This is a genomic window from Pseudomonas sp. UFMG81 (assembly GCF_015354575.1).
Lineage (GTDB): Bacteria > Pseudomonadota > Gammaproteobacteria > Pseudomonadales > Pseudomonadaceae > Aquipseudomonas.
On the sequence record NZ_JACAFQ010000037.1, the window covers coordinates 24,610 to 46,102 of the forward strand.

22 protein-coding genes are annotated in these 21,493 nt (G+C 64.5%); 15 read left to right on the forward strand and 7 right to left on the reverse strand.

Annotated features, from left to right (window positions below; translation table 11 throughout):
• Window positions 1-130: 130 nt before the first annotated feature.
• The 3 genes from IX761_RS22265 to IX761_RS22275 form a co-directional block, all read right to left on the reverse strand.
• Window positions 131-2,161, reverse strand: coding sequence for a PhoX family protein (locus IX761_RS22265; protein WP_194791668.1), 2,031 nt, complete (start codon window positions 2,159-2,161; stop codon window positions 131-133).
• 106 nt (window positions 2,162-2,267) lie between these two features.
• Window positions 2,268-2,825 carry a L,D-transpeptidase family protein gene (locus IX761_RS22270; RefSeq protein ID WP_194791669.1) on the reverse strand — a complete coding sequence of 186 codons (558 nt, stop codon included), beginning with the start codon at window positions 2,823-2,825 and terminating at the stop codon, window positions 2,268-2,270.
• 20 nt (window positions 2,826-2,845) lie between these two features.
• Window positions 2,846-3,400, reverse strand: coding sequence for an NUDIX hydrolase (locus IX761_RS22275; RefSeq protein WP_194791670.1), 555 nt, complete (start codon window positions 3,398-3,400; stop codon window positions 2,846-2,848).
• Between the two features lie 132 nt (window positions 3,401-3,532).
• On the opposite strand from IX761_RS22275, the gene IX761_RS22280 reads away from it, so the two are divergent.
• The 5 genes from IX761_RS22280 (at window position 3,533) to purT (ending at window position 6,757) form a co-directional block, all read left to right on the forward strand.
• A complete protein-coding gene (locus IX761_RS22280; protein ID WP_194791671.1) occupies window positions 3,533-4,132 on the forward strand; it encodes a CoA pyrophosphatase in 600 nt (199 codons plus the stop codon).
• 45 nt (window positions 4,133-4,177) lie between these two features.
• A complete protein-coding gene (locus IX761_RS22285) occupies window positions 4,178-4,702 on the forward strand; it encodes a gamma carbonic anhydrase family protein (RefSeq protein WP_194791672.1) in 525 nt (174 codons plus the stop codon).
• A complete protein-coding gene (locus tag IX761_RS22290) occupies window positions 4,692-4,889 on the forward strand; it encodes a DUF1289 domain-containing protein (RefSeq protein ID WP_125859962.1) in 198 nt (65 codons plus the stop codon). Before IX761_RS22285 ends, IX761_RS22290 begins: the two co-directional genes overlap by 11 nt.
• Before the next feature lie 145 nt (window positions 4,890-5,034).
• Window positions 5,035-5,502: a VUT family protein gene (locus IX761_RS22295; protein WP_194791673.1), complete on the forward strand. Its 468-nt coding sequence runs from the start codon at window positions 5,035-5,037 to the stop codon at window positions 5,500-5,502.
• 73 nt (window positions 5,503-5,575) lie between these two features.
• Window positions 5,576-6,757, forward strand: coding sequence for a formate-dependent phosphoribosylglycinamide formyltransferase (purT, locus tag IX761_RS22300; RefSeq protein ID WP_194791674.1), 1,182 nt, complete (start codon window positions 5,576-5,578; stop codon window positions 6,755-6,757).
• Window positions 6,758-6,863: 106 nt separating this feature from the next.
• Here purT and IX761_RS22305 read toward each other — a convergent pair whose 3' ends face one another.
• The 3 genes from IX761_RS22305 to IX761_RS22315 all read right to left on the reverse strand — a co-directional run bounded on the left by IX761_RS22305 (window position 6,864) and on the right by IX761_RS22315 (window position 10,409).
• Window positions 6,864-8,168 carry an MFS transporter gene (locus IX761_RS22305; protein WP_194791675.1) on the reverse strand — a complete coding sequence of 435 codons (1,305 nt, stop codon included), beginning with the start codon at window positions 8,166-8,168 and terminating at the stop codon, window positions 6,864-6,866.
• A 243-nt stretch (window positions 8,169-8,411) separates the two neighbouring features.
• Window positions 8,412-9,590 (reverse strand): transporter associated domain-containing protein, encoded by a 1,179-nt coding sequence (locus IX761_RS22310; protein ID WP_194791676.1) that lies wholly within the window; start codon window positions 9,588-9,590, stop codon window positions 8,412-8,414.
• 9 nt (window positions 9,591-9,599) lie between these two features.
• A complete protein-coding gene (locus IX761_RS22315; RefSeq protein WP_194791677.1) occupies window positions 9,600-10,409 on the reverse strand; it encodes a cytochrome C assembly family protein in 810 nt (269 codons plus the stop codon).
• 283 nt (window positions 10,410-10,692) lie between these two features.
• On the opposite strand from IX761_RS22315, the gene ffh reads away from it, so the two are divergent.
• From ffh to IX761_RS22345, 6 genes are all read left to right on the forward strand, one after another.
• Complete coding sequence (ffh, locus tag IX761_RS22320; RefSeq protein WP_194791678.1) at window positions 10,693-12,069, forward strand: signal recognition particle protein; 1,377 nt, start codon at window positions 10,693-10,695, stop codon at window positions 12,067-12,069.
• Between the two features lie 232 nt (window positions 12,070-12,301).
• Window positions 12,302-12,553: a 30S ribosomal protein S16 gene (rpsP, locus tag IX761_RS22325; protein ID WP_008094480.1), complete on the forward strand. Its 252-nt coding sequence runs from the start codon at window positions 12,302-12,304 to the stop codon at window positions 12,551-12,553.
• Window positions 12,554-12,558: 5 nt separating this feature from the next.
• Entirely contained in the window at window positions 12,559-13,095 is a 537-nt protein-coding gene (gene rimM, locus IX761_RS22330; RefSeq protein WP_194791679.1) for a ribosome maturation factor RimM, read from the forward strand.
• 3 nt (window positions 13,096-13,098) lie between these two features.
• Window positions 13,099-13,851 (forward strand): tRNA (guanosine(37)-N1)-methyltransferase TrmD, encoded by a 753-nt coding sequence (trmD, locus tag IX761_RS22335; RefSeq protein WP_110993301.1) that lies wholly within the window; start codon window positions 13,099-13,101, stop codon window positions 13,849-13,851.
• Between the two features lie 43 nt (window positions 13,852-13,894).
• Entirely contained in the window at window positions 13,895-14,245 is a 351-nt protein-coding gene (rplS, locus tag IX761_RS22340; protein WP_023629812.1) for a 50S ribosomal protein L19, read from the forward strand.
• 167 nt (window positions 14,246-14,412) lie between these two features.
• Entirely contained in the window at window positions 14,413-14,823 is a 411-nt protein-coding gene (locus tag IX761_RS22345) for an acyl-CoA thioesterase (RefSeq protein WP_194791680.1), read from the forward strand.
• A 143-nt stretch (window positions 14,824-14,966) separates the two neighbouring features.
• Here the strand turns inward: IX761_RS22345 and IX761_RS22350 are convergent, their stop codons facing one another.
• Window positions 14,967-16,766 (reverse strand): cation:proton antiporter, encoded by a 1,800-nt coding sequence (locus IX761_RS22350; RefSeq protein ID WP_194791681.1) that lies wholly within the window; start codon window positions 16,764-16,766, stop codon window positions 14,967-14,969.
• A 68-nt stretch (window positions 16,767-16,834) separates the two neighbouring features.
• Between IX761_RS22350 and xerD the strand changes: the two genes are divergently transcribed.
• From xerD to thrC, 4 genes are all read left to right on the forward strand, one after another.
• A complete protein-coding gene (gene xerD / locus IX761_RS22355) occupies window positions 16,835-17,731 on the forward strand; it encodes a site-specific tyrosine recombinase XerD (RefSeq protein WP_194791682.1) in 897 nt (298 codons plus the stop codon).
• A gap of 154 nt (window positions 17,732-17,885) precedes the next feature.
• Window positions 17,886-18,635: a thioredoxin fold domain-containing protein gene (locus tag IX761_RS22360; protein WP_194791683.1), complete on the forward strand. Its 750-nt coding sequence runs from the start codon at window positions 17,886-17,888 to the stop codon at window positions 18,633-18,635.
• A gap of 82 nt (window positions 18,636-18,717) precedes the next feature.
• Window positions 18,718-20,022 carry a homoserine dehydrogenase gene (locus IX761_RS22365; RefSeq protein ID WP_194791684.1) on the forward strand — a complete coding sequence of 435 codons (1,305 nt, stop codon included), beginning with the start codon at window positions 18,718-18,720 and terminating at the stop codon, window positions 20,020-20,022.
• Window positions 20,023-20,076: 54 nt separating this feature from the next.
• Window positions 20,077-21,486 carry a threonine synthase gene (gene thrC, locus IX761_RS22370; RefSeq protein WP_194791685.1) on the forward strand — a complete coding sequence of 470 codons (1,410 nt, stop codon included), beginning with the start codon at window positions 20,077-20,079 and terminating at the stop codon, window positions 21,484-21,486.
• The last annotated feature ends 7 nt before the right edge of the window (window positions 21,487-21,493 follow it).

The following is a 21,493-nucleotide window of genomic DNA, read 5'->3' on the forward strand; positions in this document are numbered from 1 at the left end:
CAGCCCCTGAATTTAAGCGTTACAGCGAATATTGCCGGGGCCGCTCTGCGGCCCTTTCACGACACAAGGCCGCGCCTACAGGGCCCGTGCAAACCCATGGGATGTGGGAGCAAGCCCCCCTTACGTTCGATCAGACGGTACCGATCTCACCGCCGTCGTTGCGCTGGATCACCACGGTCGAAGAGCGTGGGCGCACCTTGCTGCCATTGGGCGTGGCATCGGTGGCCAGCGCCGTGGAAGGCCAGTTGTCCGGGTGCTGGATATTGACGAACAGGGTCTTGTTGTCGGGGGTGAAGGTGATGCCGGTCACCTCGCAGCCATTGGGCCCGACGAAGAACCGCCGCAGGTCGGCCTGGTTGCTGGCATTGATCGGGACCTGCGTGCCGCTGGCATCCACCAGGTCGGTAGGGATCACCGCCAGCAACTGGTCGTTGGTGTAGCGGGTCACGCTCTGTTCACCGTTGTCGGTCTCGAACCACAGCACGCCCCGGCTATCGAAACTCATGCCGTCGGGGCTGGCGAACTGGTTCATCTCGGTCAGGCCCGAGCGGTTGATGTCCGGGCCGCCGTCGGCGTTGGCGCCGAACACGAAGATGTCCCAGGTGAAGCGCTGCTGATCGTCGCTGTCATGCCAGCGGATGATGTGGCCGTGGCGGTTGGGGCCGCGCGGGTTGGCGGCATCGACCTTGTCCGGGCTGCGCGCGCTGTTGTTGGTCAGGGTGAGGTAGGTATCGCCATTGAGCGGGTTGACCGCAGTCCACTCGGGGCGGTCCATCGGCGTCGCTCCCACCGCGTCGGCGGCGCCGCGGGTGTTGAGGATGATGCCGGCCAGGTCGCCGTACAGCGCGCCGAGGGTGCCGCCGGCCGTGGTAGCGGTAGCGGTGTCGAGCAGCAACCATGCACCGCTGCCGTCGGCATTGAAGCGGGCAACGTACAGCTTGCCCTTGTCCAGGTACTTGGCCCCGGTGGCCAGGCGATCGGCGCGGTTGGCGTCGGCCGGGTCCCAGTGGGCATCCGAGACGAACTTGTACAGGTACTCGTTGTTGGAGTCGTCGCCCATGTACCAGACCAGCGGCTTGCCGGCCACCGCCAGGCCTGGGCAGCAGCCCTCGTGGCGGAATCGGCCCAGCGCGGTGCGCTTCACCGCCCGGGTGGCGCTGTTGTAGGGGTCGATTTCGACGATGTAGCCGTAAGTGCTGGCCTCGTTGCGGTAGTCGTCGCTGGCGCTGTCCCCCGTTGGGGTGATGTTGAAGCGGGCGAACTCGTCGTCGAACTCGCTGGCATCACCGGCGGCGGTTTCCCAGCTGTACTGGCCGACGGTGGCAGAAACACCGATGCGCACCTGGTCGGCCGGGCGGCTGGCGGTGTTGACGAAGATGCCCGGCCAGTTTTCCTCGCAAGTCAGGTAGGTGCCCCACGGGGTGTAGCCGTTGCCGCAGTTGTTGTTGGTACCCCGGCATTCGACACCGCTGGGCGAGAAACGGGTGCGCACGTGTTCGCTGCCGCGCAGGGGGCCTGCGATGTCCATGGTGGTGGCGGTGGTGAAGCGGCGGTTGAGCGGGTCGTTGTCGACTACCTGCCAGCGCCCATTGACCTTGCGGATGCGCACCACACCGGCGCCGTGGGCGTTGATCTCCTTGCGGACCTCTTCGGCCGGGCGCCTGCCGTCGACCGTGGTCGGGCCGTGGGGGTGCAGGGCGGCGGTGTCGATGTATTCGAAGTTGATCGCCAGCAGGCCGTCGTCGGCGCTGCCCGCGAGGGGGAAGAAGTGCATGCCGTCATGGTGCATGCCCATGGCGTTGGCCTGGTCGCTGGCGCTATTGCTACCGTCCGCTTGCCAGGGCTTGGCATTGTTGTTCAGTGGCGTGCCCCAGGGGGCCAATACGTAGGCGCTGTAGCCCGTGGCGACGACACAGCCATCGGTGCGTGAGCCCTTGATGGACTGGAAGCCCAGCTTGGGATTGGCAGGTTTGGCAGGTGGTTTGGGCTGGCTGGCGCTGTCCAGGCAACCGACCAGTCCGGTGCCGGCGATCATCGCGATGGCCGCGCCAAGGCCGCCACGGACCACCGCACGACGGCTCAGGTAGGTGTCCATGACGCTGGCCATCGGCAGGTTGCCGCTACGGTTGCGGTCCAGGCTGCCGCCGGAATGTCGACTCATCAGTGCGTCCCTTTTGGCTGAGTTTTAGGCAAACCGGGACTTTAAGACGCAAATGTGATGATTGTTTTGCAGAAATGTGAACAGGCGTGTAACACGGCTCGAGCGCTCAGGGGCGGATCTCGATCAGCGTGCCGTCCTGGACCATGCTCCACACCTCGCGCATGTCGTCGTTGCGCATGGCGATGCAGCCCTCGGTCCAGTCGAGGGTATGGAAGTACCACTCTGGATACTCCTCGTTGATCGGTGTGCCATGGATCATGATCATGCTGCCGGCGCTCACGCCTTCACGGCGGGCCTTGGCGGCGTCGCTGATGTTCGGGTAGGAGATGTGCATGGCCAGGTTGTAGCGGTCGCTGACCTTGCGCCAGTCGAGCCAGTACAGGCCTTCGGGGGTCTTCTTGTCGCCCTCGCGATCCTTGGCGCCCTTGGGCTGCTTGCCCAGCGAGATGCGGTAGGTCTTGAGGGGCGCGCCCTCACTGATCAGTTGCAGGCGCCGCTCGGATTTGAGAACCAGCACCTTGTCGATCCGCGGGCCTTGCGCGGCGGTGCTGGCGGCGGTGGTGGACTGCATGGCCGATTGCGGCTTGCGGATGATGGTCTCGGTATACGCGGCGTGCGACACCGAGACGACACTGAGGCAGAAGAGGGCAAGCAACCAGCGCATGAAACCGTATCCCTGAAGACTTAGGTGGTGGACGACGAAACGTTCATCGGCGGCAGGTATTCATGGCCTATCGGGTAGTGCTGCCTGATGCGGTCGCGATAGTAGCATTCTAGTGTGCGTGTGACAGTCCGGAAAGCCAGCTCCCCCCATGGAATCTCGTGCTCGTCGAACAGCCGCACCTCCAGGCTTTCGACGCCCACGGCGACGTCCAGGTCGCTGAGTTCGGCGCGGAAGAACACATGCACCTGGTTGATGTGCGGCAAGTCGAACAGCTGGTACAGGCTCATCTCGCCGACCCGGGCGCAGGCTTCCTCGACGGTTTCGCGACGAGCGGCGGCATCAAGCGTCTCGCCGTTCTCCATGAACCCGGCTGGCAGGGTCCAGTAGCCCCGGCGCGGCTCAATGGCACGGCGGCACAGCAGCACCTGGCTGCCCCAGGTGGGTAGCACACCAGCGACGATGTTGGGGTTCTGGTAGTGGATGGTCTGGCAGTGGTCGCAGACATACCGCGGGCGGCTGTCGCCCTCGGGGATTCGCTGGGTCACGGGCTGGCCGCACGCGCTGCAGAATTTCATGCTTTCATTCATTCCTGTGGGGTCGGGCTATCTTGGCGCGCCGAGCCTGCCCACCGCAAGCAGGGCGGGGCTTGGGTGCCTCGTGGCTTTTGGTGCATCATGCACGGCAGGCCTTGGAATCGAGAGTGCGTAATGCTGGACGAGCTTCTTCGCCGAATGAGCAACCACACCCCCGCCTCACTGGAGGTGGATCGTCGCTTCCCGGAAGCGGCGGTGCTGCTGCCCATCACCCGCAGCGAAGAACCGGAGCTGGTGCTGACGCTTCGCGCCAAGGGCCTCTCCACCCATGGTGGTGAAGTGGCGTTCCCCGGTGGGCGGCGCGACCCGGAAGACCCGGACCTGGTGTTCACCGCGCTGCGTGAGGCGGAAGAAGAAATCGGCTTGCCCCCCGGCCTGGTCGAGGTGATCGGCCCGCTCAGCCCGCTGATCTCCTTGCACGGCCTGAAAGTGACGCCGTTCGTCGGCCTGATCCCCGATTACGTCGAGTACCGCGCCAACGATGCGGAGATCGCCGCCGTGTTCACCGTGCCGCTGGCGTTCTTCCGCCAGGACCCGCGCGACCACACCCATCGCATCGATTACCAAGGCCGCAGCTGGTACGTGCCCAGCTACCGCTACGGCGACTACAAGATCTGGGGGCTGTCGGCGATCATGATCGTCGAACTGGTCAACGTGCTGTACGACGCCGGCATCAGCCTGCACCAGCCGCCAGAGCGTTTCATCCAGAACTGAGCGGGGCACACCCCGCCACCTGTGCTCAACCGTGAGGAGCGATACATGAAATACCGCCTGGGCGACCTGCGGGTCGAGACCCATCCCACCAGCTGGACCGCGCCGAATGCCACGCTGATCGGCAAGGTGCGCCTGCAGGCCCGTGCCAGCGTGTGGTTCGGCGCGGTGCTGCGTGGCGACAACGAGCTGATCGACATCGGTGAGGGCAGCAACGTCCAGGACGGCACGGTGATGCACACCGACATGGGGTCGCCACTGAACATCGGCAAAGGCGTGACCATCGGCCACAACGCCATGCTGCATGGCTGCACGGTGGGCGACTACAGCCTGATCGGCATCAATGCGGTGATCCTCAATGGCGCGCGTATCGGCAAGCATTGCATCATTGGCGCCAATGCGCTGATCCCTGAAGGCAAGGAAATCCCCGACGGATCGCTGGTAATGGGTTCACCCGGCAAGGTGGTACGCGAATTGACCGAGCAGCAGAAACGCATGCTCGAGGCCAGCGCCGCCCATTACGTGCACAACGCCGAGCGTTATGCCCGCGAGCTGGTGCTCGATGAAGACTGACGAACGGCCCGTGGCCTCGCCCTGCGTCAGCATCTGCGCGCTGGACGAGCAGGATATCTGTACGGGGTGCCAGCGCACGGTGAGCGAGATCACCCGCTGGGGGCGCATGGACAACCAGGAGCGTCGTGAAGTGCTCAAGCGTTGCCATGAGCGAGCGGTGGCGGCGGGGCTGATCATCGGCTTGTAATCTTCGTCGTCCGGGTTGGCCCTATCGCCGGCAAGCCGGCTCCTTGCGGGAGCCGGCTTGCCGGCGATTCAGATGACGCGATTTTCTGGAATTGCGCACAGAATCCAGTAATCTGTGCGGCCCGCCTAACCAATACACATGGCCCATGTTCTATCTCATCGCCTACATCAGCAGCGTGGTGCTGATCAACTACGCCTTCTCCAGCGCACCGCACCTGGACGTGATCTGGTCCGCCTGGGGCGGGTTGGTGTTCATCCTGCGCGACATGGTGCAGACCCGTTACGGCCATGGCGCCTTGCTGGCCATGCTGGCGGCGCTGGTGTTGTCCTACGCCACCTCGGAACCGGCCATCGCCCTGGCCAGCGCCACCGCGTTCTTCGTCTCCGAGCTGATCGACTGGCTGGTGTTCAGCGTCACTCGCCGGCCCTTGCGCGATCGCCTGTGGCTGAGTTCGGCGCTGAGCATTCCGGTGGACACTTTCATCTTCTTCGGCATGATCGGCGCGCTGACGCCGGCGGTGGTCGGCACGGCGCTGGCCTCGAAGTTCGCCGGGGTGACGGCGGTGTGGTTGATCATGGCCTGGCGTGCCCGGCGCGCGATGCTCGCGTCCTGATGTAGAATACCGGTCCTTTTTCAGCGGGCGGCAGCCAGCGTGGCGCGGCCCCGGATGCCTTCGAGGACCTGAAATGACCCGTATCGGAACCCCATTGTCGCCGACCGCGACCCGTGTACTGCTGTGTGGCTGCGGCGAGCTGGGCAAGGAAGTGGTGATCGAGTTGCAGCGCCTGGGCGTCGAGGTGATCGCCGTGGACCGCTACGCCAATGCCCCGGCCATGCAGGTCGCACACCGCAGCCATGTGATCAACATGCTCGATGGCGTGGCCCTGCGCGCGGTGATCGAGGCGGAAAAGCCGCACTACATCGTCCCCGAGATCGAGGCCATCGCCACCGCCACACTGGTGGAGTTGGAGAACGAAGGCTTCAATGTCGTGCCCACCGCCCGCGCCACCCAGCTGACCATGAACCGCGAAGGCATCCGCCGCCTGGCCGCCGAAGAGCTGGACCTGCCAACCTCGCCGTACCACTTCGCCGACACCTTCGAAGACTACAGCAAGGCTGTCGCCGACCTGGGCTACCCGTGCGTGGTCAAGCCGGTGATGAGCTCGTCGGGCAAGGGCCAGAGCCTGCTGCGCAGCGCCGATGACTTGCAGAAGGCCTGGGACTACGCCCAGGAAGGCGGCCGCGCCGGCAAGGGCCGGGTAATCATCGAGGGCTTCATCGACTTCGAATACGAAATCACCCTGCTGACCGTGCGCCACGTGGGCGGCACCACGTTCCTCGCGCCGGTCGGCCATCGCCAGGAGAAGGGCGACTATCAGGAGTCCTGGCAGCCCCAGGCCATGAGCCCGAAGGCGCTGGCCGAATCGCAGCGGGTGGCCCAGGCGGTCACCGATGCGCTGGGTGGCCGTGGCTTGTTCGGTGTCGAGCTGTTCGTCAAGGGCGACCAGGTGTGGTTCAGCGAAGTATCGCCGCGCCCGCATGACACTGGCCTGGTGACCCTGATCTCCCAGGACCTGTCGCAGTTCGCCCTGCACGCCCGGGCGATTCTCGGCCTGCCGATCCCGGTGGTGCGCCAGTTCGGGCCATCGGCTTCGGCGGTGATCCTGCCGCAGGGCAAGTCGCAGCAGACCAGCTTTGCCAACCTTGGTGCTGCGCTGAGCGAGCCGGATACTGCCATCCGCCTGTTCGGCAAGCCGGAGATCGACGGCCAGCGCCGCATGGGCGTATGCCTGGCACGGGACGAGTCGGTCGAAGCGGCGCGGGCCAAGGCGACCCGTGCTTCGCAGGCGGTGAAGGTCGAGTTCTGATTCAGGCGGGGGCCGCTGTGCGGCCCTTTCGCCGGCAAGCCGGCTCCCACCCGACCCTGTGGGAGCCGGCTTGCCGGCGAAAGGGCTGCACAGCAGCCCAGATGACTCAAAGCTCGGTGTTACGCGTCTCTTTAAGGCACAACACGGCAATCAAACTGATCACCGCCGCCGCCGACACATAACCCCCCACCCAGCTCAAGCCCCCCATGCTCACCAGCTTCTGGGCAAAGAACGGTGCCGCCGAGGCGCCGACAATGCCGCCCAGGTTGTAGGCAGCCGAAGCGCCGGTGTAGCGCACGTGGGTCGGGAACAGCTCTGGCAGCAGCGCGCCCATCGGGGCGAACGTCACCCCCATCAGGAACAGCTCGATGCTCAGGAACAGCGCCACACCCGTGGTCGAGCCCGAGGTGAGCAACGGCTCCATGGCGAAGCCCGAGGCAATGGCCAGCACAGCACCGACGATCAAGACCGGCTTGCGCCCGTAGCGGTCACTCAGCCAGGCCGACAGCGGCGTGGCCAAGGCCATGAACACCACGGCAAAGCACAGCAAGCCAAGGAAGGTCTCGCGGCTGTAGCCCAGCGTGGACACGCCGTAGCTCAGCGAGAACACCGTTGAGATGTAGAACAGCGCGTAGCACACCACCATCGCCGCCGCACCCAGCAGGGTCGGCAGCCAGTACTGGGCGAACAGCTCGACTACCGGCATCTTGACCCGCTCCTGGCGCGCCACGGCCTTGGCAAACACCGGGCTCTCCTCGAGCTTCAGGCGCACGTACAGGCCGACTAGCACCAGTGCGGCGCTGAGCAGGAACGGAATGCGCCAGCCCCAGTCACGGAACTGCTCGTCACTGAGCACCAGGGCCAGGGTGAGGAACAAGCCGTTGGCGGCCAAAAAGCCGATCGAGGGGCCCAGTTGCGGGAACATGCCGAACCAGGCGCGTTTGCCTTCGGGGGCGTTCTCGGTGGCCAGCAGCGCCGCGCCACCCCATTCGCCGCCCAGCCCAAGGCCCTGGCCGAAGCGCAGCACGCAAAGCAGGATCGGCGCCCACACGCCGATGCTGTCATAGCCCGGCAGCACGCCAATCAAGGTGGTCGAGACCCCCATCAGCAGCAGCGAGGCGACCAGGGTCGACTTGCGCCCGATGCGGTCGCCGAAGTGGCCGAACAGCGCCGAGCCCAGTGGCCGTGCGAGGAAGGCGATACCGAAGGTAAGGAAGGCCGCGAGCATCTGTGCGGTGCCCGACCCAGACGGGAAGAACACCGGGCCGATCACCAGGGCGGCGGCGGTGGCGTAGACGTAGAAGTCGTAGAACTCGATGGCGGTGCCGATGAAGCTGGCGGTGGCCACCCGCGCTGGCGAGTTGACCGGGGCGGCCGAGGCAGGTTCGGCGTAGGTGCTGCTGGTAGTCATGCGAAAGTCCCTGACAGTCATGCTCCATGGGGCACGGCCCATGTGGCAGGCACACGGGAGCCGGAGCGTATTGTTGTTGGTCGCGTGACTGACGATAGCCCAGGGGATAGGGGAGGGAGCGGGCGCTGTTCGGGGTGCTGAAGCAGGGCTGCGGGGCGTGTCAGTGATGCGGACTGGCCGTAGGGCGCCGGGTGCGGGTAGCAGGCGCAGCGGCAGGGCTGGGTAAGCGTGACCGCAGTATAGCTATCGGGTCACGGTCCAGACCAGCACCTTGCTGGCGCAATTGTCCTCGGTTTCGAGGATTTCCAGGCGATAGCGGCCGATCTTCAGGCACACCGCCGTGGCCGGGATGCTTTCCAGTGCTTCGGTGACCAGGCCGTTGAGGGTCTTCGGCCCGCCGTCGCAGGGCAGATGCCAGCCGAGGGTGCGGTTGATCTCGCGCAGCGAGGCGGTGCCTTCGATGATGAAGCGACCATCGGGTTGCGGATGGACGTGGGGGTTTTCGAGGCTCTGCTCATCCTCGAATTCGCCGACGATTTCTTCGAGGATGTCTTCCAGGGTGACGATGCCCAGCACTTCACCGTATTCGTCCACCACCACACCCATGCGCCGCTGCTGTTTGTGGAAGTTCAGCAACTGCATCTGCAAGGGGGTGCTTTCCGGGACGAAGTAGGGCTCGTAGCAGGCGGCCTGGAGCTTCTCCAGGGTCAGCTCGGCACGGGGCAGCAGGTGGCTGATCAGCTTGGTGTTGAGGACCGCTTCGACCTGGTTGATGTCGTTGTGGTAGACCGGCAGGCGGGTGTGGCGGCTGACGATCAACTGCTCGACGATCTGCTCGATGGGGTCGTCGAGGTTGACGCCGTCCACCTCGCTGCGCGGTACCAGGATGTCGTTGACGGTGATCTTGTCCAGCGCCTGCAAACCCTCCAGCAGGCCGTTGGGGGTGGGCGGCTGGTCATCGTCGTAATCGTCTGCCTGCGGGTGCAGCGCGACGGCGGTAGGCTGCACGCGGAACGGGCGCAGGATCAGCCGGGCACAACCGTCGAGCAGGCAGGCCAGCGGCTGCAGTGCGGCCAGTGGCAGGCGCAGCAGGCTGGCGCCGAGGCTGATGAAGGCCTGTGGGTCGCGCCGCACCAGGCGCCTGGGCAGGTATTCGGCCAGCACCAGCACGGCGAAGGTAGCGGCCAGGCCAGCCAGCCAGAAACCGTGTTCGCCATCGACGCGCTGGCCGATCAGGCAGGCCAGGCCCAGCACCAGCAACTTGCCGAGGCTGGCGCAGAGCACCAGCGCCTGGGCGGGCAGGGTGGGTTCGCCGTGGCCATTGAGCTGCTGGCGTGCGCAGTCCACCGCGGTGAACAGCGCCGACCACAGCAGGGCCAGTGCGAGGGTGCCGAGCAGCGGGGTGTACGGCAGGGTGTCCATGGGCGGCCGTCAGATATGCAGGATGAATTCGCGGACCAGCTTGCTGCCGAAGTAGGCCAGCATCAGCAGGCAGAAACCGGCGAGCGTCCAGCGGATCGCCTTGTGCCCGCGCCAGCCAAGGCGAGTGCGCCCCCATAGCAGCACGCTAAAGACGATCCACGCCAGGCAGGCCAGCAGGGTCTTGTGCACCAGGTGCTGGGCGAACAGGTTGTCGAGGAACAGCCAGCCGGACAGCAACGACAGCGACAGCAGGCCCCAGCCGGCCCAGAGGAAGCCGAACAGCAGGCTCTCCATGGTTTGCAGTGGCGGGAAGTTGCGGATCAGCCCGGACGGGTGCTTGTTCTTCAGCTGGCGGTCCTGCAACAGCAGCAGCAGGGCCTGGAACACGGCAATGGTGAACAGGCCGTAGGCCAGGATCGACAACAGGATATGGGCGAGGATGCCGGGTTCTTCGTTGATCAGCGGCACGGTGCCGGGTGGGGCGAACTGAGCCAGCAGCGCGGTCACCGCACCCAGCGGGAACAGCAGCACCAGCAGGTTCTCCACCGGAATGCTCAGGCAGGCGATCAGCGTCAGGGCGATCACCGCCACGGCGATCAGGCTGGCGGAACTGAAGAAGTCCAGGCTCAGGCCCAGTGGGGTGATCAGCTGGAAGAACAGTGCGCCGCCCTGGGCGAACAGCGCCAGCAGGCCGAACAGGCCGAGCAGCCGTTTGTCGGCGCGGGCGCCACGGGCCAGGCCGATGGCCTGGTAGACGGTCGCGGCCACATAAAGGAAGGCGGCGATCAGTGTGGGGATGAGGCTGGGTGAAGAGAACATAAGTCCTGGCAGGCAAGCCCTAAAGGGACGGAGTTTGGCATAGAACCCGGTGGGCAAGGAAGACTGCGAATCAATCGCGGGGCAAGCCCGCTCCCACGCAGCCCCATGCGTTATCGAGAATCACGTGGGAGCGGGCTTGCACGGCGATTGGCCGGTGGTCCCGCGCAAGGTGTGCGCAGCCCCAAGTCTCCGCTATAATCGCCGCCTTGTTGTGCCCAGCGCGTGTGCATTTCCACCTGGGCGCCTGAAAAACCTCGGCTTCACTGGGCCTGAAAGGATCACCATGTTCGAAAACCTGACCGACCGCCTGTCACAGACGCTGCGCCATGTCACCGGCAAGGCCAAGCTGACCGAAGACAACATCAAGGACACGCTGCGCGAAGTGCGCATGGCCCTGCTCGAGGCCGACGTCGCCCTGCCGGTGGTCAAGGATTTCGTCAACAGCATCAAGGAGCGCGCGGTCGGTACCGAAGTGTCGCGCAGCCTCACCCCAGGCCAGGCCTTCGTGAAGATCGTCCAGGCCGAGCTGGAAAGCCTGATGGGCGCGGCCAACGAAGAGCTGACGCTCAATGCCGCTCCGCCCGCCGTGGTGCTGATGGCCGGCTTGCAGGGTGCGGGTAAGACCACCACCGCCGGCAAGCTGGCGCGCCACCTGAAAGAGCGCAAGAAAAAGAGCGTGATGGTGGTGTCCGCCGACGTATACCGCCCGGCGGCGATCAAGCAGCTGGAAACGCTGGCCAACGACATCGGCGTGACCTTCTTCCCGTCGGATATCTCGCAGAAGCCGGTCGCCATCGCTGAAGCGGCAATCCGCGAAGCCAAGCTCAAGTTTATCGACGTGGTGATCGTCGACACCGCCGGCCGCCTGCATGTCGACGCCGACATGATGGACGAGATCAAGGCGCTGCACGCCGCGGTCAAGCCGATCGAAACCCTGTTCGTGGTCGACGCCATGACCGGCCAGGACGCCGCCAATACCGCCAAGGCCTTTGGCGATGCCCTGCCGCTGACCGGCGTGGTGCTGACCAAGGTCGACGGTGATGCCCGTGGCGGTGCCGCGCTGTCGGTGCGCGCGATCACCGGCAAGCCGATCAAGTTCATCGGTATGGGCGAGAAGACCGAAGCCCTCGAGCCGTTCCACCCCGACCGGATCGCCTCGCGCATCCTGGGTATGGGTGACGTGCTCAGCCTGATCGAGCAGGCCGAGCAGAACATCGACAAGGCCAAGGCCGACAAGCTCGCCAAGAAGCTCAAGAAGGGCAAGGGCTTTGACCTCGAAGACTTCCGCGACCAGCTGCAACAGATGAAGAACATGGGCGGCCTCGGTGGCCTGATGGACAAGCTCCCCAGCATCGGCGGCGTCAACCTGTCGCAGATGGGCAACGCCCAGGGCGCAGCGGAGAAGCAGTTCAAGCAGATGGAGGCGATCATCAACTCCATGACCCCTGCCGAGCGCCGTGACCCCGACCTGATCAGCGGTTCGCGCAAGCGCCGTATTGCCCTCGGTTCCGGCACCCAGGTGCAGGACATCGGCCGGCTGATCAAGCAGCACAAGCAGATGCAGAAGATGATGAAGAAATTCTCCGCCAAGGGCGGCATGGCCAAGATGATGCGTGGCCTAGGCGGGATGCTGCCGGGCGGCGGCATGCCCAAGATGTAATCGAATTCGGCGGGCTGCCTTTGCATGAAGGTAGCCCGCCAACCCCCGCTTCGGCGGGTACAGCGCCGCAAAACAGCGGCTTAACCGGCACAACTGAACGGTGGGTCATGCACTCGCCGAAAAAGGCATTTGCAAATGTCCGTGTATTCCCCGAGAATATGCGGCCTTTTGGGCACCCGTGTGCCCATTGGGCATTCAGTTTTGCAGCACCGACTATAGGAACGATGTTCACATGGTAACCATCCGTCTTGCCCGTGGCGGCTCGAAAAAGCGCCCTTTCTACCACCTGACCGTGACCAACTCGCGTAACGCCCGTGACGGCCGTTTCGTTGAGCGCGTTGGCTTCTTCAACCCGATCGCATCGGGCGCCGAAGTCAAGCTGTCGGTCAACCAAGAGCGCGTCACCTACTGGCTGAGCCAGGGCGCACAGCCGTCTGAGCGTGTTGCTCAGCTGCTGAAGGACGCTGCCAAGGCCGCAGCCTGAGCAGTATGAACGCGACGCCAGAAAAGGCTGACGACCTCATCGTCGTTGGCAAGATTTTTTCGGTTCACGGCGTTCGCGGCGAGGTGAAGGTGTACTCCTTTACCGATCCGATTGAAAACCTGTTGGATTATCCGCGCTGGACGCTTCGGCATGAAGGCAAGGTAAAGCAGGTCGAGCTGGTCAGCGGTCGTGGCTCCCAAAAGGGCCTGGTCGTGAAATTGAAAGGCCTCGATGATCGTGATGAAGCCCGGCTTCTGAGCGGCTTTGAGATCTGCATTGCGCGGAGCCTTTTGCCCAACCTGGCAGCCGACGAGTACTACTGGTACCAGTTGGAAGGCCTGAAGGTCATCAATCAGGACGAACAGTTGTTCGGCACGATCGATCACCTGTTGGAGACCGGCGCGAACGATGTAATGGTGGTCAAGCCTTGCACAGGCAGCCTGGATGATCGCGAGCGTCTGTTGCCCTATACGGAGCAATGTGTGCTGGCAATCGACCTCGAAGCCGGTGTGATGCGAGTCGAATGGGACGCGGATTTCTAAACGATGGGTAACCTTCGCGTAGACGTCATCACGTTGTTCCCCGAGATGTTCTCGGCCATCACGGAGTACGGCATTACCAGCCGCGCGGTGAAACAGGGGTTGCTGCAAGTGACCTGCTGGAACCCGCGGGACTACACCACAGATCGCCACCACACCGTGGATGATCGGCCGTTTGGCGGTGGTCCGGGCATGGTGATGAAAATCAAGCCTCTGGAAGACGCCCTGGTCAACGCCAGGCAAGTCGCCGGAGCAACGGCAAAGGTGATCTACCTTTCGCCGCAAGGCCGCAAGCTGACTCAGCAAGCGGTCAAAGGCCTGGCCGAACAGGAATCGTTGATCCTGATCGCCGGTCGTTATGAAGGCATCGACGAGCGCTTTATCGAGGCTCATGTCGATGAGGAGTGGTCGATTGGCGACTATGTGCTTTCCGGTGGCGAGCTGCCGGCCATGGTACTGATCGATGCGGTTACGCGGCTGCTGCCCGGAGCTTTAGGGCATGTGGACTCGGCGGAGGAAGATTCTTTCACCGACGGTCTGCTGGATTGCCCGCACTACACCCGACCTGAGGTGTATGCGGATCAGCGTGTACCCGACGTGTTGCTTAGTGGCAACCATGCACATATCCGGCGATGGCGGATGAAGCAGTCCCTTGGTAGGACCTTCGAACGACGCGCCGATCTTCTGGAAAGTCGCTCGCTTTCTGGAGAAGAGAAGAAGCTGCTCGAGGAATACCTCCGCGAGCGGGACGATAGTTAAACGTATCGATGGTGGATCGCGTTATCCATCTTAGGAGCACAGCATGACCAACAAGATCATCCAGCAGCTCGAAGCCGAGCAGATGAGCAAAGAGATCCCGACCTTCGCACCAGGCGACACCATTGTCGTCCAGGTTAAAGTGAAGGAAGGCGACCGCTCGCGTCTGCAGGCGTTCGAAGGCGTCGTTATCGCCAAGCGTAACCGCGGTCTGAACAGCGCCTTCACCGTGCGCAAGATCTCCAGCGGCGTTGGCGTAGAGCGTACCTTCCAGACCTACAGCCCGCAGATCGACAGCCTGGCCGTGAAACGTCGTGGTGACGTGCGTAAAGCCAAGCTGTACTACCTGCGCGACCTGTCCGGCAAAGCCGCTCGCATCAAGGAAAAACTGTCCTGATGACGGTTTGCCTGGTGGCCTAGGCCCCTTGCGAGAAAAAAGCAGCCTTCGGGCTGCTTTTTTGCTTTCTGCTCCCCCCTGTTCAGCCTGTGCTGTACGTCCTGTGGGAGCCGGCTTGCCGGCGATGCAGGCGACACGGCCCTCAAACCCTTGCGATGTGAGCGCCCATGACCACCCCAAGAGACCAGGAAATCCAGCACCGCACCGAACTGTCGGTGACCCGCGTGACCAAGGCGGTGTTCCCCAACACCACCAACCACCACAACACCCTGTTCGGCGGTACCGCCCTGGCCTGGATGGACGAAGTATCGTTCATCGCCGCCACGCGCTTCTGCCGCCTGCCGCTGGTGACCGTGTCCACCGACCGCATCGACTTCAAGCACCCGATCCCGGCGGGCTCGATCGTCGAGCTGGTGGGCAGCGTGGTCAAGGTCGGTAATACCAGCTTGCAGGTGCAGGTGGATGTATTCGTCGAGAACATGTACCTGGACGGCCGCGAACGCGCGATCCACGGCGTGTTCAGCTTCGTCGCCATCGACGAGGACAAGCGCCCGGTGCCGGTGCTGCCACAGGCCTGATTTCGCGCGCAGCGCAGCCCCTGTAGGAGCGGCCTTGCGTCGCGATGGGCCGCAAAGCGGCCCTGGCGATAGTTGTTGCACCGCCATGACATGGGGCTGCTTTGCAGCCCTTTCGCGACACAAGGCCGCTCCTACAGAAGCTATCAAGCCTCAAGCTCTATCAGCGCCACCAGCGTCCAGCCCGGTTGCGGCTGCAACGGATGATCCGGGCTGGCCACGTGCACCCAGCCATGGTTGTCACGGGCGAACATCAAGGTTGCGCGCTCACCGTGCAATTGCAGGTAGTCATTCCAGGCGAAGGCTTCGGTCAGGGTGGTGCTGTACAGCTCGGCGCCCTGCTGCAGCAGCTTGGCCAGTTGCGCATAGGTCATCGGCCGTGAACCGAGCGCATGGCCGCGATGCTCCTCGCTGGCCCGGTGCTTGTCACTGCGCTGTTTTTCCAGGCCGCTGGCCAGGGCGAACAACCGGGCATGGCCGAAATCGTGGCGAAACCGGGCGCAGGCCAGGGTGTTGATCTCGCCAGCGGGTGACAACCCCAGCAGGTGCCCCAGGCCCACCAGGTCCAGATGCGCGTCGGCGTGTTGCGAGGCCGGGTTGCCGAAGTAGGTGGGCAGGTTCTCCATGCGCGCGGCGCGGATGTTCTCCCAGCTCGAGTCGGTCAACAGCACCCGGCTGCCCAGTTGATGCAACGCCTTGGCGATGGCCCGCGCGGGCGGGTTGGCACCGACCACGAGAAAGCCGCTGGGGGCCGGCTCCGCGACCTTGAGCAGGCGCGCCAGCGGCCTGGCGGTGGCGCTTTGCAGCACCACGGTGCCAATGATCACGGCGAAGGTCAGCGGCACCAGCAGCAATGCGCCCTCGTGACCGGCCTCATGCAGGCGAATGGCGAAGATCGCCGAGACTGCGGCGGCAACGATGCCGCGCGGGGCGATCCAGGCCAGCAGCGCCCGTTCCCGCCAGTTCAGCGACGACCCCAGGGTCGACAGGAACACGTTCAACGGTCGCGCCAGCAACTGGATCACCAGCAACAAGGCCAGCACCGCCGGCCCGAGTCCCAGCAGGGCATGCAGGTCCAGGCGTGCGGCCAACAGGATGAACAGGCCGGAGATCAGCAGCACGCTGAGGTTTTCCTTGAAGTGCAGGATCTGCCGCACATCCACGCCCGGCATATTGGCCAGCCACATGCCCATCACCGTCACCGCCAGCAGCCCCGACTCATGGACGATCTGGTTGGCGGCGATGAAGATGCCCAGCACCGCTGCCAGGGATGCCAGGTTGTGCAGGTACTCGGGCAGCCACTGCGCACGCATGATCTGCCCCAGCAGCCAGCCACCGGCTGCGCCCAGGGCGCAGCCGCAGAAGATCACCCCGGCGAACGTGCCCAGGCTGTGCAGCAGGCCTTCGCCACTGCCGCTGGCGATGATGAAGCTGTACACCACCACTGCCAGCAGCGCGCCGATCGGGTCGATGACGATGCCCTCCCAGCGCAGGATGTTGGCGATCGTCGCCTTGGGCCGCACCACGCGCAACATGGGCACGATCACCGTCGGCCCGGTGACCAGGGTCAAGGTGCCGAACAGGATCGCCAGCGGCCAATCGAAATCCAGCAGCCAATGGGTCGCTACGGCGATCACCACCCACGTGCTCAGGGCGCCGAGCGTGATCAGCCGGTGGACCACGCTGCCGATCTCACGCCACTGTGAAATGTGCAGGGTGAGGCTGCCTTCGAACAGCACCAGCGCCACCGCCAGCGACACCAGCGGCATCAACAGCGGCCCGAACAACGCCTGCGGTTGCAGCCAGCCCAGCACTGGCCCGGCGAGGATGCCGGACAGCAACAGGAACAGGATTGCCGGCAGCTTCAGGCGCCAGGCCAGCCACTGGCAGGCGAGGGCGGCGGCGCCGATGCCACCGAAGCTCAGAAGGATCTGCTGTTCGCTCATGCGGGCTCCCTATGTTGGCGTGGTTATGAAAGACTAAGCGCCATTCTGCCGTTTGCCACCGAGTCTTCATGCCCGCCCTCGACCACCCCCTGATCGACCAGTTCCTCGACGCCTTGTGGCTGGAAAAGGGGCTTTCCGACAATACCCGCGTTTCCTATCGCAGCGACCTGGCCTTGTTCCATGGCTGGTTGCAGGAGCGCGGCGTGGCGCTGCCCGACGCCGGGCGCGAACTGATCCTCGATCACCTGGCCTGGCGCTTCGACCAGGGCTACAAGCCGCGCTCCACGGCGCGGTTTCTCTCCGGTGTGCGGGGTTTTTTCCGTTACCTGCTGCGCGAGCGGCTGGTTGCCGTCGACCCAACCTTGCAGGTGGACATGCCCCAGCTGGGCCGGCCGCTGCCCAAGTCGCTGTCGGAAGCCGACGTCGAGGCGCTGCTGCAAGCGCCGGACCTGGGCGAAGCCATCGGCCAGCGCGATCGCGCGATGCTCGAAGTGCTGTACGCCTGCGGCCTGCGGGTGACCGAGCTGGTCAGCCTCACGCTCGACCAGGTCAACCTGCGCCAGGGGGTGCTGCGGGTGATGGGCAAGGGCAGCAAGGAGCGCCTGGTGCCGATGGGTGAAGAGGCGGTGGTGTGGATCGAGCGCTACCTGCGTGATGGTCGCGGCGAATTGCTCAATGGTCGCCCCAGCGACGTGCTGTTCCCCAGCCAGCGCGGTGAGCAGATGACTCGCCAGACCTTCTGGCACCGCATCAAGCATCAGGCGCGGGTGGCCTGTATCGACAAGCCGTTGTCGCCGCATACCCTGCGCCACGCCTTCGCCACCCACCTGCTCAACCACGGTGCCGACCTGCGCGTGGTGCAGATGCTGCTGGGCCACAGCGACCTGTCCACCACGCAGATCTACACCCACGTGGCCAAGGCGCGCCTGCAGCAGCTGCACGCCCAGCACCACCCACGTGGATGAATGATTTTCATGTTCCGCCGACTGGTGCCTGAGGAGCCTTTCTGCGCGGGCCTGTTGTGGTAGGCTTGGACGGTTTGTTGCAAGGGCCGCCCGTTTGCCACGCGCGCTGCGTAGGCGACGCCCCTCCGGCCCCGTCCGTCTTCAGGAGTACCCCATGCGCTTGACCCAGATTTTTGCCGCCGCCGCCCTGGCGTTGGCCAGCACCTTTGCCGCTGCCGCAGCCACCGATGGCAATGCCGGTGCCGAGCAGGCCATTCGCAAGTCGTTGCAGAATCTCGAGCTGGAAGTGCCGATCGAGAGCGTTGGCAGCAGCCCGCTCAACGGCCTGTACGAAGTGAAACTGCAAGGCGGCCGCGTGCTGTACGCCAGCGCCGACGGCCAGTTCGTGATGCAGGGCTACCTGTACCAGATCCAGGATGGCAAGCCGGTCAACCTCACCGAGAAGACCGAGCGCCTGGGTGTCGCCAAGCTGATCAATGGCATCCCGGCCGCGGAGATGGTGGTCTACCCGGCCAAGGGTGAAACCAAGTCGCACATCACCGTGTTCACCGACACCACCTGCCCGTACTGCCACAAGCTGCACGCCGAGGTACCGGAGCTCAACCGCCGTGGCATCGAAGTGCGCTATGTCGCCTTCCCGCGCCAGGGCCTGGGCTCGCCGGGCGACCAGCAGTTGCAGGCGGTCTGGTGCTCCAGCGATCGTCGCGCGGCACTGGACAAGATGGTCGACGGTAAAGAGATCAAGGCCGCCAAGTGCGCCAACCCGGTCAGCAAGCAGTTCCAGCTCGGCCAGTCGATCGGTGTGAATGGCACGCCGGCCATCGTGCTGGAGAGCGGCCAGGTGATCCCGGGCTACCAGCCGGCACCGCAAGTCGCCAAGCTGGCCCTGGCAGAAAGCAAGTAACCAATTCAGTACGCCATCGTCATGGGGTGATGGCATGTTTCACGGTCGGCGCAGGTGCCGGCCGTTCAATGGGGAGTTCACAGTGAATCCGGTCAAAGTAGGCATCTGTGGGTTGGGGACCGTCGGTGGCGGAACCTTCAATGTACTCAAGCGCAACGCCGAGGAGATCGCCCGCCGTGCCGGGCGCGGTATTGAAGTGGCCCAGATCGCCATGCGCTCGCCCAACCCGAACTGCCAGATTACCGGTACCCCCATTACCGCTGATGTGTTCGAAGTGGCGAGCAACCCCGAGATCGACATCGTCATTGAGCTGATCGGTGGCTACACCATCGCCCGCGACCTGGTGCTCAAGGCCATCGACAATGGCAAGCACGTGGTCACCGCCAACAAGGCGCTGATCGCCGTGCACGGCAACGAGATCTTCGCCAAGGCCCGCGAGAAGGGCGTCATCGTCGCCTTCGAAGCTGCGGTGGCCGGCGGTATCCCGGTGATCAAGGCGATCCGCGAGGGCCTGTCGGCCAACCGCATCAACTGGCTGGCCGGGATCATCAACGGCACCGGCAACTTCATCCTCACCGAAATGCGTGAAAAAGGCCGTGCCTTCCCCGACGTGCTGGCCGAAGCGCAGGCGCTGGGCTATGCCGAGGCCGACCCGACCTTCGACGTCGAGGGCATCGATGCGGCGCACAAGCTGACCATCCTGGCCTCCATCGCTTTCGGTATCCCGCTGCAGTTCGACAAGGCCTACACCGAAGGCATCACCCAGCTGACCACCGCTGACGTGAACTACGCCGAAGCCCTGGGCTACCGCATCAAGCACCTGGGTGTGGCCCGCCGCACCGCCGAAGGCATCGAGCTGCGCGTGCACCCGACGCTGATCCCCAGCGACCGCCTGATCGCCAACGTCAATGGCGTGATGAACGCGGTGATGGTCAACGGCGACGCCGCTGGCTCCACGCTGTACTACGGCGCCGGCGCCGGCATGGAGCCGACCGCCTCGTCGGTGGTCGCCGACCTGGTCGACGTGGTCCGCGCCATGACCTCCGACCCGGAGAACCGCGTGCCGCACCTGGCGTTCCAGCCGGATTCGCTGTCGGCCCACCCGATCCTGCCGATCGAAGCCTGCGAGAGCGCCTACTACCTGCGTATCCAGGCCAAGGACCACCCGGGCGTACTGGCCCAGGTGGCCAGCATCCTGAGCGAGCGCGGTATCAACATCGAGTCGATCATGCAGAAGGAAGCCGAGGAACAGGACGGCCTGGTGCCGATGATCCTGGTCACCCACGGTGTGGTCGAACAGCGTATCAACGACGCCATCGTCGCCCTGGAAGCCCTGCAGGACGTGGTAGGCCCGGTTGTGCGCATCCGCGTCGAACAGCTCAATTAATTCCGGCAGCGGGCCGCAACGGCGGCCCGCGCCCAGCATCGAAGGTTTGCACCCATGCGCTATATCAGTACCCGCGGCCAGGCTCCGGCCCTGAACTTCGAAGACGTGCTGCTGGCCGGCCTCGCCACCGACGGCGGCCTGTACGTTCCCGAGAACCTGCCACGCTTCACCCACGAAGAGATCGCCTCCTGGGCTGGCCTGCCGTATCACGAGCTGGCCTTCCGGGTGATGCGCCCATTCGTTGCCGGCAGCATCGCCGATGCCGACTTCAAGAAGATTCTCGAAGAGACCTACGGCAACTTCGCCCACGCCGCCATCGCGCCGCTGCGCCAGTTGAACGGCAATGAGTGGGTGATGGAGCTTTTCCACGGCCCGACCCTGGCGTTCAAGGACTTCGCCCTGCAACTGCTCGGCCGCCTGCTCGACCACGTGCTGCTCAAGCGCGGTGAGCGTGTGGTGATCGTCGGCGCCACCAGCGGTGACACCGGTTCCGCCGCCATCGAAGGCTGCCGCCGTTGCGACAACGTCGACATCTTCATCCTGCACCCGCACCAGCGTGTGTCGGAGGTGCAGCGCCGGCAGATGACCACCATCCTGGGCGACAACATTCACAACATCGCCATCGAGGGCAACTTCGACGACTGCCAGGAGATGGTCAAGGCCAGCTTCGCCGACCAGTCGTTCCTCAAGGGCACCCGCCTGGTGGCGGTCAACTCGATCAACTGGGCGCGGATCATGGCCCAGATCGTCTACTACTTCCATGCTGCCTTGCAGCTGGGTGGCCCTGCGCGTTCGGTGGCGTTCTCGGTACCGACCGGCAACTTCGGCGATATCTTCGCCGGCTACCTGGCCCGCAACATGGGCCTGCCGATCAGCCAGCTGGTGGTGGCGACCAACCGCAACGACATCCTGCACCGCTTCATGAGCGGCAACCAGTACGTCAAGGACGCCCTGCACCCGACGCTGTCGCCGTCGATGGACATCATGGTTTCGTCCAACTTCGAGCGTCTGCTGTTCGACCTGCACGGGCGCAATGGCGCCGCTGTTGCCCAGCTGATGGATACCTTCAAGCAGGGCGGTGGTTTCAGCGTCGAGCAGGATCGCTGGACCGAGGCGCGCAAGCTGTTCGATTCGCTGGCGGTCACTGATGAGCAGACGTGCGAGACCATCGCCGAGGTGTTTGCCAGCACGGGTGAAGTGCTTGACCCGCATACGGCGATCGGGGTCAAGGCCGCCCGCGAGTGCCGTCGTAGCCTGGATACGCCGATGGTGGTGCTGGGGACTGCGCACCCGGTCAAGTTCCCCGATGCGGTGGAGAAGGCGGGGATTGGCAAGGCCCTGGAGCTGCCGGCGCATTTGAGCGACCTGTTCAGCCGTGAAGAGCGTTGCACGGTGTTGGCCAATGACCTGAAGACCGTGCAGGAATTTGTCAGCCAGCATGGTAATCGTGGCAAGCCGTTGTAAGGCTGGT